10 protein-coding genes are annotated in these 14,896 nt (G+C 38.6%); 9 read left to right on the plus strand and 1 reads right to left on the minus strand.

All coding sequences use genetic code 11. From position 1 onward, the window contains the following. Nucleotides 1–33: 33 nt before the first annotated feature. Nucleotides 34–3,009: a T9SS type A sorting domain-containing protein gene (locus E5331_RS02175; protein WP_123482778.1), complete on the minus strand. Its 2,976-nt coding sequence runs from the start codon at nucleotides 3,007–3,009 to the stop codon at nucleotides 34–36. Between the two features lie 396 nt (nucleotides 3,010–3,405). Here E5331_RS02175 and E5331_RS02180 point away from each other — a divergent pair, with 396 nt between their 5' ends. The 9 genes from E5331_RS02180 to E5331_RS02210 all read left to right on the plus strand — a co-directional run bounded on the left by E5331_RS02180 (nucleotide 3,406) and on the right by E5331_RS02210 (nucleotide 14,704). Beyond that, a complete protein-coding gene (locus E5331_RS02180) occupies nucleotides 3,406–4,761 on the plus strand; it encodes a hypothetical protein (protein WP_123482779.1) in 1,356 nt (451 codons plus the stop codon). A gap of 20 nt (nucleotides 4,762–4,781) precedes the next feature. Beyond that, nucleotides 4,782–5,525, plus strand: a complete 744-nt coding sequence (locus E5331_RS02185; RefSeq protein WP_123482780.1) for a hypothetical protein — start codon at nucleotides 4,782–4,784, stop codon at nucleotides 5,523–5,525. Between the two features lie 728 nt (nucleotides 5,526–6,253). Further along, nucleotides 6,254–6,619 carry a hypothetical protein gene (locus E5331_RS02190; RefSeq protein ID WP_123482781.1) on the plus strand — a complete coding sequence of 122 codons (366 nt, stop codon included), beginning with the start codon at nucleotides 6,254–6,256 and terminating at the stop codon, nucleotides 6,617–6,619. An 82-nt stretch (nucleotides 6,620–6,701) separates the two neighbouring features. Next, the gene (locus E5331_RS02195; RefSeq protein ID WP_160246870.1) at nucleotides 6,702–8,015 is read left to right on the plus strand and encodes a BSAP5b family pore-forming toxin; all 1,314 of its coding nucleotides are present in this window, start codon (nucleotides 6,702–6,704) and stop codon (nucleotides 8,013–8,015) included. A 463-nt stretch (nucleotides 8,016–8,478) separates the two neighbouring features. Further along, entirely contained in the window at nucleotides 8,479–8,640 is a 162-nt protein-coding gene (locus tag E5331_RS20215) for a hypothetical protein (RefSeq protein WP_160246869.1), read from the plus strand. A gap of 17 nt (nucleotides 8,641–8,657) precedes the next feature. Then, nucleotides 8,658–8,819: a hypothetical protein gene (locus tag E5331_RS20220; protein WP_160246868.1), complete on the plus strand. Its 162-nt coding sequence runs from the start codon at nucleotides 8,658–8,660 to the stop codon at nucleotides 8,817–8,819. A 67-nt stretch (nucleotides 8,820–8,886) separates the two neighbouring features. After that, the gene (locus E5331_RS02200; RefSeq protein ID WP_123482784.1) at nucleotides 8,887–10,194 is read left to right on the plus strand and encodes a radical SAM/SPASM domain-containing protein; all 1,308 of its coding nucleotides are present in this window, start codon (nucleotides 8,887–8,889) and stop codon (nucleotides 10,192–10,194) included. A gap of 8 nt (nucleotides 10,195–10,202) precedes the next feature. Further along, complete coding sequence (locus tag E5331_RS02205; protein ID WP_123482785.1) at nucleotides 10,203–12,518, plus strand: TonB-dependent receptor; 2,316 nt, start codon at nucleotides 10,203–10,205, stop codon at nucleotides 12,516–12,518. After that, nucleotides 12,515–14,704, plus strand: coding sequence for a peptidase domain-containing ABC transporter (locus E5331_RS02210; RefSeq protein WP_123482786.1), 2,190 nt, complete (start codon nucleotides 12,515–12,517; stop codon nucleotides 14,702–14,704). The genes E5331_RS02205 and E5331_RS02210 overlap by 4 nt, the downstream gene beginning before the upstream one ends. The last annotated feature ends 192 nt before the right edge of the window (nucleotides 14,705–14,896 follow it).

Here is a 14,896-nt window from a genome sequence, read left to right on the forward strand (position 1 = left end):
ATGTTACAGTTGTATTTGATAATGTGGTTTGTATTATTTGGCCAGAATCTTTCGGGTATGTTCGCCGTCGTCGGTGATAGCCTTTACAACATATACGCCTGACATAGGCACTCTGAAACGCGATGTCTTTATGACATCACCCTCCATCTGTCCCTCATAGACAAGTTTACCGGAAGTATCAAAGACCATAAGCGTTGCCGGTCCGTTCTTTCCTCGGTCGAGCACAGCATCAAAGATGTGTGTGGTTCCGTCCTCGTTATATACTGAGAGCTGGCTGTTCCTCTCCGCCTGTCCGGAATCTTGAGTCCCATGATCCGCCTCTCCAATGACTACATCTTGTTTCGGCTCGATGCCGTTGGGTGCTGACGGGTCACATTCGTTGCCGATGTGTACCGTGTAGGCTACTGTGCTGCTCTTCGGAGTCTCAATCTGCACGTTTCCGTTTATCTCAAAGTCATCCACCGGCTGTCCGTTGATGGTAAGGTCGGTGATATGGGTCTCGCCACGGCCGTATTTGATGCAGACTCTCCACAAACGAAGTGTCCATGCGCTCTTCTTGAGGACTTCCACACCGTTGTGATACCAGCGTACATATATGCCGCTTATCTTCAGTCCGAGTGTGTCGCCCGGCTTGATGTTCACTCCTTGTGTCAGGCTCGTGTATCCGTCGATGATGAAATAAGCCTTGTCGCCGCGTACATCGTAGCCCCACTGCGTGATGTCCTCTGCCACTGACGGCTCCGCTCCGATGCGGTACCATGATCCGGTCTCGGTAACAGTCCATTCAATCTCTCCGCCTGTAAACCTGCGGTCGGTATGCGAATACGTGGAATACAGGAGATTTCCCTTTCCGTGGATGTCGTTGCCTCCGCCCTGTGTGATTGTCAGGGTGTATGTACCGGTTGCCAGGTTGTCAATCCGATGGGTGTCACCCATAAAACTGCCGCTGGCAACGATGTCGTCTTTCTTCATTCCCGCAACGGTATCTACCGTGAGCACATATTTATATATAGGTGTACCGATGTTTATACCGATGTCGAGATAGCCGTCTTTTTGCGGAACACCGTCAAGGCAGGTCGTGGGATGCGCCTCTACATCGGCGGATATGCCGTCGAAGTAGGCAAATGTGAACACATCCGAACCGTTGCCGTCAGCATCCCACAGGATGTTGTGGAACATCGTTTTGCCTCTACTGATGTCGGGACTGGAGCATTTCACCATTGTGGCGGTGCCTGTATCAAAGTGTCCTTCGCCCGACGGGTCGATGAGCATGACAGTACGCTGGCGGCTGTAATGGTAGAACTCCTTTTCGGGAGTTAGGTTGTGAGCCAGCTCTGCAAAATAGCCGGTCTCAGAAACACCGTTAGTACGGACGGAAGCCAGAACCAGCGGAGTACCGGACGATTCAGCCTTGATGATGCCGTGCAGTGCGGAAGACTTTACATTGTCGGGGAGCATGACGGAATATGCCGCATTACCCTCGCCGTCAATACGCAAATAGACCGCCCCGTCGGAAAGCATGACGGAAATGTCGCTGCCGCTGGCATCTGTGCCCACGGAAGCTGCAGATATTTGTCCGTCGGTGATGGTCCAGACGCTGCCGTCACTAACGAAACGGAAACCGTATGAGCATCCGTCATTCCCTGCACCGCTGAAGCCGACATCGAAAGTCGGATGTGCATACGGACAGGAGAACTCTATGAACCCGTTGTTGTCAATCATGTTGGGCGTTACAGCTGTACCAGCCGTTCCCTCGTCCTGACTTATCATGTCGATGAACCCCTTGGAAGTGACCGTCATGCCATTACCCGTCCAGCGCACCGTGGCACTGTCGCCCGTAACCGGCATATTGGTCTTCACGAGCCATGTACGGTTCATGATATGCCACAGCGTATCATTGGGAGAGGTGTATGTCTCCAAAGAACCGCCGTCATCACCCCAGAACAGGAAGCCTTTGTCCGGCATGATGTTCCCGTACTCGCGTCCCATTACCAGCAAATGCGATTCTGACGGAAGTCCGTATGCGTTTGACTTATGATAGCTGTCATTTTCCGGGAGGGATGCGTATAACGGTCCTTCTTCATAGGACGTCGCAGACATCGGTTGACTAAAATCCCATGTACTGTTTCGCGCCACGGAGGTCACCCTGTGGTGATAGACACCGGCTTCATCCCTGTCCCATGCAAGGTTTCCGTCTCCGTCAAGATAGGAGTCATTGAGCGTGATGCCGTACTTCATGGCGAGGTAGCTTTCCGCCCGGCGTCTTTCTCCGGGAGTTAGAAGGCGGTTATAGACAAGCAGCTCCGGTGTGTAGCCCTCGAACACATTGTTGCCAAAAGTGGACGTGTCGAAAGGCCCGTTGAAATGTTCGTTGGAGGTACTGTATGTTCCGCCAATAGTCAGTGTTCCGTTCGGGCCACCCCATACCGAGGTGTTGGGCGCAGCCGCACGGTAATAGGTCAGCACCTTGGTGGCATGTTCCTTGAAGATGTCCAGCGTCACGGAATCCTTGGCCGTATGCCGGAGATCCTCACCGTCTGTATCACCGTAATCGAGCGGTGCAACCGAGCCTGGCCGTACAATCTTGTCGTTGGTGACAAGACTGCCGCCACCGTCGCCGCTGGCGACACTATAGATGACAGATTCATTTGTGAAGGAATAAGGTGCAAACACACCGATGATGGTGGCTTGCGTAAGGTTTGAGCGGAAAAGGTCGCTCCACTTCGGGGAGTCGCCTTTGGAGAAATCAATCGCTGGATTGAAGTTAAGGAACTTGAGCAGGCTCCTGTCCTGCGTGAAAACGTAATTCCCGGCGGTGCGGTTGTACGCATAAAGCGACAATGAATCACCCGCAAAGTCGAACCAATGGTAGCGACCTTGCAAATTGCTACTGACCGGTGCGGTCCTGAACCAGACATCCACGCCATCGTCGAATCCACCAGGGGAACGAGCGGGAAGCATGAGTGCCGATAACCCGAACAGGCCAGAAAAGAGAAGAGTCCTTTTCATAAGCGCAATGTGTTAAATGGTTGTACATTATGTGATGTTTTTGTTGAATGTCGGTTATCAGCGTGAAGTCCGTTGGAGGTATGGCAGGACGTGGAGTCCTTTTGGGGAGTAGATGTCTCATATTGACCCCTCCAAACTGTAACTTTACGGCAAAGGTATAAAATTTACACAACAATCGTTATCTAAATGGAAATTAATTCTTGAATTTAATATCAATTAACATAAAATCCCTTGAATATGACCTGTATAGGTGACAATTATGATGTTTTATGGATATAAAACATATCAAAATGTCGTTGAACTCAAAGCATTTGAGATATAATGTCTGGTCTGTTGTGTTTAAGGCTTATGTAGTGCCAAAGCGACATTGCGAGTATTATACGATTCCAATGATGAATGAAACAACATTTATACATTTATTATATAGCAAATTTGAATAAAATAGATAACGATTGTTATTTTAATGGGCTAAAAATTTGTCGGGGTGAAGATTTTGCAGTACCTTTGCACCTCAGTATCACCGTCGTTGGTAATACAATTACAGAGAAGGTGAACACAGAAATGTTAATTTTGATAATGACAATGATTACAAATAGAATACAACATATCAACTCTTTGCTGCCGTTGGAAGGTAAGTCTTCTGATATTGACAGCAAGATTCTTCCTTGTGCCCGTTTGCTTCATGCGAGGACTCTTGTTATTGTGCTGGTTTCTGCCATTATGTTGACTGCCTGTGAAAGACACACTCCGGCATGGAAACAGATGGATATCGCAGAGAGTCTTATGAACATCAAGCCGGATTCAGCTCTCGCGGTATTAGATGGCATCCCAGCCTCTGATGTCAAAGGAAAAGAAACATTGGCCAGGTATGCACTACTTAAATCTATGGCGTTGGACAAGAATTGTATTGATACCACAACATTTGATATCCTTCAACCTGCTATTGATTATTATATCGAGTATGGTTCTCCTGATGAGCAACTACGGACATATTATTATCAAGGGAGAGTTTATCAGAATCAAGGCGATAATGACTTGGCTATGCAAAGTTTCATGCGAGGAAAAGAATTTTGCCAAGAAGCATCCGATACCTTGGCTATGGCAAACCTCATGGTCGCCCAGGCGACTATTCTGTATTCGACATATAAGATAGATGATTATATCAAGAACAATCTTGATGCGGCAAAATTATATAAAGCCATTAATCGTCCGGATTATGAAATATCTTGTCTTGCCAATATCTTGGACGGAAGTATTCTTAACAACGATAGAACTCTGGCGGACAGTATTATGTCAATCGCACAAGAACGAGTAAAGCAAAATTCAGAATTAGGCATGGTTATTGCCCCATACGCCCTTTCTTACGCTTTGAAATTTGGTAATAAGGAAGATATTGTAGATATTCTCCATTACTATGAACACATGCAGAATCTGAGTGACGAGACTAAATTAGATATTGTAGAGGCATATTGCAAAATAGGTGATTCTTCTAATGCCAACCGTTTTATGGATTCAATAGACTCTACTTCAAAAGTGAGAACTTCTTTGAAATATCTAGCAATTCAATCTGACATTTTGGAATTACAAGGTGATATTGCTGGAGCATTAACGGCATATCGGCAGTTTTCGACCACCATTGACTCTATTCATATGAATATCTTTTCTCGTGATCTGCTGTTTGCCCAAGAACGCCATGAAATGGAGAAAGTTAATTTGATGGAAAACAAAGAGTTGATAAAATTATTTGGTTAAGTCTATGTATTGTTTTTGTATTGCTGATTATCATCGGATATGTTTACTATCGCTATAGGCTAGGAAAGGCTAAAAGCTTGTTAGACACCCAAGAAAAACAAAGATTACAACTGGAACAGGAGAATCTTAAAAGAGAAAATGAAAACCTTGAATTGAGAAGTCGTCAAGTTGAACTGGAAAGGCATAATCTTCAACAAGCAAATGAAAAGCTCGAATTGGAGAGGCATAATGCTGTTCTTGAGAAACAAGCTGCTCAATTAGAGTGTGAACGTCAATCTTTGGCCGCAGAAAACCTTCGACTCAAAATTGTACAACTTGAGAATGAAAGTGAAAGTCTTAAAGAAGTATTGGAAAAACAAAAAGATTTAGCCAAACCTATTGAAGATGCTATCAAAATAAGGATAGAAATGTTGAATGGGTTATTGGCTTCACGTATCACAGATAATGACTCATACGCAGAACCGTATGGCACTTGGAAAGATCAAATTATTCAAGATAAGGACGAGTTCATGAATACCACTCGTCTTGCTTTTAAAGCTTCCCATCCTAAATTTATTGAATACCTTGAACAACATGGTCTTAGTGAATCAGAGATAAATTATGTATGTCTTTATGCGATTGGACTCCGTGGAAAGGAAGTTGGTGAATATATGCAGCTAAAAAGGCATTACCATATTAGCAGTGATGTACGTAAGAAACTTGATATTGATGAACATCAGACCAACATTGGTATTTACATTAGAAAACTTATGAAACAACTGTAGTTCTATCAGATAATCACTTCACATATTCCGAACAGTCTATCTACCCAATCTGGTAAATGGACTGTTTTTGTAGTTTGTCCCTATATATAATTCAAAGTGTCAAACTGGCAAGTGTGTAGAAAGTGGTCTATTTGTTATTGGTAATATACTATCATTCAGTATAATATAAAATTGCTGCGTCAAACTTTTATTATTGCTTGAAAATAAAGATTATAGTATCTTTACGCCATTATATAGTTGAAACCATCAATAAAGGACTAAGGAGCATAAGTTCTCGAACCTCATAATTAAACCCAAATAAATGATACGATATTGTTTTGTATGTTGCATACTATTGTCTTTTCTATGACGAGCATCCTGACCCTTTATCCGCTTGAACGGAATCTGAAAATCATGAGCTTTTTCGCTGTTCATACTATTTTCGTTTAACGATAGAGTAAGTCCGGTATTTTGTTCTCATGAGAAAAGTATAGTTCGTAATTTATTCTTTTGGAGGATTTGAGAACAATAAGATATAATTCTTGGGTACTGTAATTAATTAGCGTTTATAGACCGATTGTCTCCAACCGTCAAACTTTTGACACTCCTGTGCAGAAATCAATCGCCCCCCGTTTATAATATATTGATTATCAGCATAATAAAAAAGTTTGACTATCAAACTTTTACCCTTGGTTGAAAACTTTTTCTACAGTAATTTTGCATCAGTTTAATCAATTAAAGCAATAACAATGAAAAAGTTACTCTCACTCCTCGGAGTTTTAATTATTATTGGATGTCTTCAAGCCAATGCCGAAAAATCTGGAGTCTATATGGACTTTTACAAGTATGGTCACGAAGGCAAAAACACAACAGTTCATCGTTCTCCTATGAGAATCCCTATTGATGTATATTATGACGACGAATTACGTCAAATAGAGATTTCCGGTTCAACGGATATTGATGTACAAATATACCTATGTGATGAGAATGGAAATATTATTGCCTATTCTTCAATTACTAATACCACATTGGATATTCCGGAAGGTTATAATGGACGACTTTCCATCAGTATAGAATGTGATAATTGGGTTGCTATTGGTTGCATAACAATATAGAGCAAGTCATCATAAGACTTTACATAAACAAATCTATCGGTTTAATAAACTGGCGTTCAAATAACATTAAAATTATATGTATATGAAGAAAATTCTTTCACTACTCGGTTTTGTGGCTATATGCTGCTTTATCTCTGCATGTTCTGATGAAGATTTACCAATCTCAGAATCTGAAGTAAATTCACAAGACTTATTGTCAACTAAGTACGGTGCAAGTTTGATCAAATCTTGTGAACTTGATTCCATCATCCCATTGGAAGGAGATAGTGTAACGATGCGAAAGTTGCAGGTCAAAACACGTTCTACATCTTCAAACTCAGATTTGTATGAAGAACTTCACCAATTAGATCAGATTCCTATTTATTTACAGATTAAAGGTAATACTTCTACAAAACATTTTCTTGATGTTAGCGGAGAAGGCAAGGAACTGACTTTTGAGAATTATAAAAACAATGATGTATCTCAACAATTTTACATTAAAACTTTACCGGCTTACACAGGAATACCATATTTGATATATTCAAAAAAGACCAATACACCTATCAGTCTTGGAGCTTATTCCAGTAACCCTGATGTAAAAGTTGTGTATGCTAAACCATCTAGTAACACATCTACTTTTGGTGCATCTTGGGATATTCGTTATGGTGAATATTCAAATGAATCATTCATCATTGAAAATCAAGATTACCCACGGCAGGGCAATAGTGGATCTTTGTATGATGTTTATTATAGTGTGATTACGGCAAAGGATTCAAAGGTGTCTTTAGAAAAATATGCAAAATTACCACGACAGGAGTTTTCGATTATACCCGTAGAAGATTTTAAAATTGAAAGTGTCACATTTGATACTAATGCATCAACATTATCCAACATACCGGATGTGATTTTTTCGGATAAATTTACCAATAATGGTCCAATAGATCAGAATCATACTTTTACGATTTCTGACAGCTATAGAGAAACGTCATCTTTTAATAAAAGGACATCCTATAATGTTAATGTAACCACTAAGTTCAAAGTTAGAGTTCCGTTTATTGCTAATGGAGAAATAAGCACCTCAGTTTCAGAGGGACAGGATTTTACTTATGGCGAAACAGAAGAGCATAGTGTTTCTATCAACAGAACCTATCCAATCACAGTGCCTTCAAATTACATAGCACAAATGACATTGACTCTATCAAAATATACAATGGACGTAGAATATTGTGCTGTATGCGTAGGAACGGTTTCTGGTAGAAAGATTAATATTAGGGGTATTTGGAAAGGTGTTGATGTTCAAGAATCAGATGCATTTTTAACATTGACTCCAATCAATGGAACGAAATCAGCAAGTAGAAAGATACAAATTACCGATGAGATGATTTCAAATTCTAATGGCTATGTCAAAGTCGATTAATATGCGAATATTGAGCTTGGTTATTATTGCTGTAATTGGGTTGGCATCATGTAGTGTATATAGGAATAGTGCATCTGCATCTATCTCTATTGGAGAACTGAATATTGGAATGGATAAAGAATCTGTTCTAACCAAATACGGGCAACCGTTTTCGTTCGATGCTCAGATTTCAGACAATGATACTATAGTGGTTTTGTCATACAAATCACCCAAGCCGGTAGCTAATTGTGAATTTATAGTATCAACGAAACTACTATTCGTTAATAATAAATTAAAATCCATCTCTCAAAGTGACTTCTTCGTGCCCGAGAGTGTGATATACTGCGATTCAACAAAAGTTCTTTTTAAAGATAGAATTTATAACACGAAAGATTAAAGTCGACAATAATCCCACAGACCAAACTGTTCAAAGGAGCGGAAACTGAAAAGCTTATAGAGTAAGTACAATAAAAAAAGAACAACAATGGATATTAAATCATTGATTGCAGCAGAGGATGTATTGACGTCTGAACTGGAAAGTATCTACGGCGGTAACGAACCTGTAGAAGTAGTGTGTAAAGGTGACGGAGTTGTAAAACTTCCAACAAACCCGGAAAAAGCCAGCACAATGCTGACTGTGTTTTAACAAAAAAATAATGTATTATGGATATTAGAACATTGACATCTTTTGAAGATGTATTGAACTCAGAGTTGGAGTCAATCTTTGGAGGCAATGAACCTATAAAGGTTGAGTGCAAAGGTGACGGTATCGTTGAGGTTCCAACAAACCCAGAAAAAGCCACCATGATGCTTACTGTGTTTTAACGATAACAAGGACTAATTATTGGGGTGCGACGGTTTAATCACTGTCGCACCCTTAAAAAAAACAAATATGAGATATTCCAGATATAATTATTTAAGAAACTCTGAAAAGTATGGTGCGTTGTTATTTAATACGCGGACTAAATTTTTCATATCCTTGTCATCAGAGCTTTTCTCAAAGATAACGGAACTATCGATATTGAAAGACTTTGAAGTAGATACATTAGATTTAAGTCCTGAAATCTTAGTTCAACTAATTAATGGGAAAGTTTTTGTTGGTCAAAATGAAGACGACGATTATTATGAATTAAAAAAGTTTCTAAGATATAAACAAGCATTTGCCCAAAATCATCTTGGCATCGTATTGGTACCCACTTTCTCTTGTAATTTTAGATGTCCTTATTGTTATGAAGACAATCTGCCTAAAACAACAATTACAGAAGAAGTGCTTGATGCAGTATATTCCTTTATTAAAAAGAAAGGACAAAACTGTATTGATTTGTGTTGGCATGGAGGCGAGCCTTTAATTGCTTTTGACAAAATTGCATCATTTTTGAATAGAATACATAATGATAAATCCTTATCATTGCGTTCTCATTCAATGGTTACTAATGCTTTTTTATTGGATGAGTATAAATGTAAGTTTCTAAACGATTGTAATTTACAAAAAATCCAAATTACCGTAGATGGAAATAAGGAATACCATAATAAAAGTAGAATTCACAAGTCCGGGAAACCTACTTATGATACAATCATGCAGAATATCGAAAATGTTTTTCAATATATGCCAAATTGTCAAGTGATACTCCGGGTAAATCTTCATTCGCAGAATAAAGACACTTTCCCTGCTTTATATAAGGAATTAAAAGAGAGATGGGGAAATAAAAACTATTCAATTAATGTAGCTTTTGTCAATGATGTAAATAATTCATGTAAGGTTGCATGTTTGGCGGATAAGGGAAAAATATCATTCGCACGTTCACTATATGAAACTTATGGTATTAAAGACATTGATATCTCTACCCAACCACAAATAGGAGGATGTACAGCTTCTTGTACGAACTCTTATGTGATAGGTCCTTCAGGGGAAATATATAAGTGTTGGGTAGATGTTGGCAAAAAAGAAAGGATTGTAAGTAATGTTTTCGATGGGAAACTATCCAATTACATATTGCCTTCATATACCGTGGGTGCGGATATGTTTTCAGACGCAAAATGTAAGGACTGTGTCTTTATGCCTATATGCGATGGTGGTTGTATTGTAAGGAGATATAATCAGAAACATTATAATGTACCATATGATCCATGTCCAATCAATGAAGATGACTTTCTGTCATTGATGGAGATTAATTATATGAAGGAAAAAGTAACTAAATAAGATTTAAAATGCGACTATTATTTATCATATTAACCGTATTCTGCAATATTTATATTGCATACGCACAGACTATTACAGGACAAGTAATGGATGAAGGGCAAAATCCTGTTGGATATGCAAATGTTGTATTGATAAATTCAACTGACTCTTCTTTTGTTGCAGGCTGCATAACAAGTGAAAAAGGTGAGTTTAAACTTGAGAATACAGAACAGAAAGGGAATCTTTTGAAACTGTCATGCATTGGCTATGAGGATTTGTGTTTAACAATAACAGAGGCAACAGATAATGTTGGAATTCTCACAATGAAGACAAAGGCTACCATGTTGTCGGATGTTACTGTAACCGCAAGCAAACCGTTATTCAAACAAAAAAATGGATCAATGATAACTGATGTTGCCGGTTCTGTATTGAGTCAAACACATGCAATGTCAGAACTTATAGCCCAACTTCCAGGTATTGTAAAGACTGCTAATGGCGGATTTCAAGTTTTTGGTTTGGGTGCTCCTGTTATTTATGTAAATAATAGAAAAATACAAAGTCAGGCGGAGCTGGAACAGCTTGCACCTAAAGACATCAAAAGTGTTGAACTAATCAGCAATCCGGGAGCAAAATATGATGCAGAAGGAAAAGCTGTGTTGAAAATCATCACACTAAAAAGAGAGGACGGATTGAATCTACAGGTTGGAGGAAAATTCAAACAAAATGACCAGTCAAGTTTTGGTGGAGACATGAAATTGGGCTACAAGTACAAAGGGCTTAGTATTTCTGCCAATTATAGCTATGACAATACCAGAAACCAATCCCTGCTGCCACAAACCAAAGAATTATTTTTGGGAGAAAACATTCATCGTTATGCTCAAGATCAAACTGCTAAAGGACATCTCACAAGCCACGACTGGCAATTGGGGATAGATTATGAAATCAATGACAAGCATAATATCGGTATTGAATGGAATGCGTCGGATAACACAGACAAAGAACGACGTAACTCCATACTTGATTATTTCTTGAACGAAGAGGCTATGCAAAATACAGACATCTTCAATAATTATTCGAATAGGACGCATTATAACCATCTAAACCTTTTTCATAACGGGAAATGGGGTGAACGGTTCTCAACAGAGCTTAACTTGGATTATGCCAATAACAAAAATAAATACCATCAAGAAACGGACGAAACGACTGCCGATATTTCAGATATGACAATTAGTAATGGAAATAATGCCCTTGATATATATGCAGGGAAATTGGCCTTTGATTATAAATTTAATGATAAGATAGGTTTGTCATGGGGTTTTGAATATAATCACATAAGTGGGAACGGCATTCTGACTTGTGATTCAGAGAACACTCCACCTTCAGACTATAAAAACAAAGAAGACAAGTATGCCGCTTATGCGGAGATTATGGCAAACCTTGGTGCCGTAATGATTAACGGAGGTGTTCGCTACGAAGATCTTGCTTCTGATTATCTCAATTATATTGATAGAAATGGGGATGTACATCGTCATTATAGAAATATTTATCCATCTTTGTCTGTGTCTTATAATAAAAGCGGATGGGCAAACAGTTTGTCGTTTTCATCACGAACAACTCGTCCCACATTCAGGCAATTGAGCAATTCCAGCTACTATTCAAATGAATTCATGTATCAATGCGGAAATCCGTTATTGAAACCGTCGAATTCGTACATCATTCAATTGAGCACAGGATATAAGATTTTCAGTCTCTCTGCAAGTTATACTTATGTGAAAGACTTTATCTCAACTGACTTTTATGTTTCTGACGACAAACAAAATCAGATTATCAGTTCTTATGCCAATTATGACAAGATTCAGTATTTTAAGGCCTACTTTACTTTACAAAAGAATATAGCATGGTGGAAACCATCGTTATCATTGGGAATAACACAGCCTTTTTTCTATAGCGAATACCTTGGAGAAAAGATGTCATATAATAAACCGCAGATTTATGTTGTTGCTAATCAGTATTTTCAATTACCAAAATCCTATTTGATTTCTGTTTATTATTATTTTAATAGCGGCGGCAATCAGGGAGCAGTCACATTTAAGCCATACCAAATGCTAAATATGGGTGTGCAGAAAAGCTTTTTTGATGGCAAGTTAAGTGTGAGTCTTCAGGCGCAGGATATATTCCATACGATGAAGTTTAAAGAGACTGAGAAAATGAAGAATATTCATTTTCGGCAAACAGAGGATTATTGTTTGTGGAACTATTCCATCAGTATTATTTATCGCCTGAACCAAATTAAGACGAAATATCGTGGAAAGACTTCAATAAAACAAGAAATTGACAGATTATGATCAAATTCCCTTTTTACCATCAGCATGACACGATGCAATGCGGAATCACATGCTTGCGGATAATATGCAAATATTATGGAAAGGAGTTTTCAATCGAAACCCTTTCCAAATATTGCTATGTCACGAATGAAGGGGTATCATTGTTAGGCATTAGTGAAGCTGCAACCCAGTTGGGATTACAAAACACATGCGGACGAATTTCGGTTGAACAATTAGAAAATGCTCCTTTGCCATGTATTCTTCATTGGAATCAGAATCACTATGTAGTTCTGAATAAGGTAAAGAAGAATCGTTTTTATATTGCAGATCCAGGAAAGGGGTTGATGAAATATTCACGAGAAGAATTTGAGGACCATTGGCTTAGTACCTGTTCACAGGGTATAGAGAAAGGAATTGTCATGTTTTTGCAACCCACAAATGCTTTCTATCAACAAAAAGATGATACAGTAAAACAAAAGCACTCTTTTGGACTTTTGTTTAGTTATGTACGTCGCTATAACCGGTATTGGGGACAGATTGTTATAGGGACCATGATAGGTTGTTTATTGCAACTGATTTTTCCGTTTTTGACACAATCCATTGTGGATTTAGGTATTACAAATAAAGATCTTGGCTTTATTTATCTTGTTTTATTAGGGCAGCTTATGCTAACTATCAGTCGAACCGCAATTGATTTTATACGTCGTTGGCTTTTACTGCATATTAGTATGAGAATAAACATTTCTTTGCTTTCCGACTTTTTTATAAAACTATTAAAGCTTCCTATGTCTTTTTTTGACACTAAGTTAATAGGAGATTTGATGCAACGGATGAATGACCATAGTAGAGTAGAAAAGTTTCTCACTACTCAAATGTTAAGTGTTACATTCTCTGTGTTCAGCTTTGCCGTATTTAGCTGTGTATTGTTCTATTATAATGTGCTAATATTTTCAATTTTCGTTTTGTCAAGTATTATTTATGCAATTTGGATAATCACATTTTTGAAAAAACGAAGAAGTCTTGATTATGAATTATTTGAAAAGCAATCGGAAAACAATAATAAAACATATCAATTTATAACGGCCATTCAGGAAATCAAATTGCAGGATTGCGAACAGCGTCGTCGTTGGGAGTGGGAGGATATTCAAGCAGACTTGTTTAAAATTCAAATGAAAAGTCTAAAGCTTCAGCAAAGCCAAGAGGCAGGAAGCATTTTTATAAATGAAATTAAAAACATTGTCATAACGGTGGTGGCTGCAACTTCGGTAATTCAAGGGAGTCTGACTTTAGGAATGATGCTTGCCATAGAATACATAATAGGACAATTAAATAGTCCAGTAGAGCAACTAATGAATTTCTTATACTCCTTACAAGATGTAAAGATTAGTTTGTCGCGAATTAATGAAATACATGACATGGAGAATGAAGAGGATGTTGGAAAACAATTAACTATCTGCCGAAATACATCCAATTCATTGAATTTTGATCATGTAAACTTTAAGTATAATAAACATAGCTCCCGTTTAACTCTTGACAATATAAGCATTACTATACCAGAATCAAAAGTAACTGCAATAGTAGGCGCATCAGGCAGTGGAAAAACTACTTTGATAAAGTTGCTATTAGGTTATTATCCTGTTATGAATGGTGCCATATACATTGGTAAAACAGATTTGTGTGATTACAATCTCAAATGGTGGCGTAGGCAGTGTGGCGTAGTCATGCAAGATGGCGTGATTTTTTCAGAAACAATAGCAAGAAATATCGCGGTGGATGATGGAGAAGTGGATGTAAAACGTTTGGAACAGTCCGCTCGAATAGCAAATATCCATGACTATATAATGATGCTTCCAATGAAGTATAATACACAAATCGGTAGGGATGGTATCGGGTTAAGTCAAGGACAAAAGCAGCGCATCCTCATAGCCCGTGCTGTCTATAAGAATCCTTCATATATATTCTTAGATGAAGCCACAAATGCTCTTGATGCTAAAAACGAGAGAGCTATTGTTGAGAACCTCAATGAATTTTACAGAGGCCGCACTGTTGTGGTGGTTGCGCATAGGCTATCTACAGTTAGAAACGCTGACCAAATTATTGTTATTGACGGTGGAAAAATCGTTGAAATTGGAAATCATACTTCGCTCATTGAAAAGAGAGGTCCATATTATAATTTGGTCAAGAATCAGCTTGAACTTGGAAATTGAAAAGCTTAATATCAACAATATAAAAATTATGACATGAAAGAGAATGATACAATTCGCAAGAATCTGAATAGTGATATAGAACTGCGTTCAGAAAAGGTCCGCAATCTTTTAGGCGAGATTCCTTCATCGCTTGTTAGATGGGGTACAGTAATAATCATTGCCATATTACTGATATTATTATTAGTGGTATGT

This window comes from Lepagella muris (genome assembly GCF_004793975.1).
GTDB classification, from domain to species: domain Bacteria; phylum Bacteroidota; class Bacteroidia; order Bacteroidales; family Muribaculaceae; genus Lepagella; species Lepagella muris.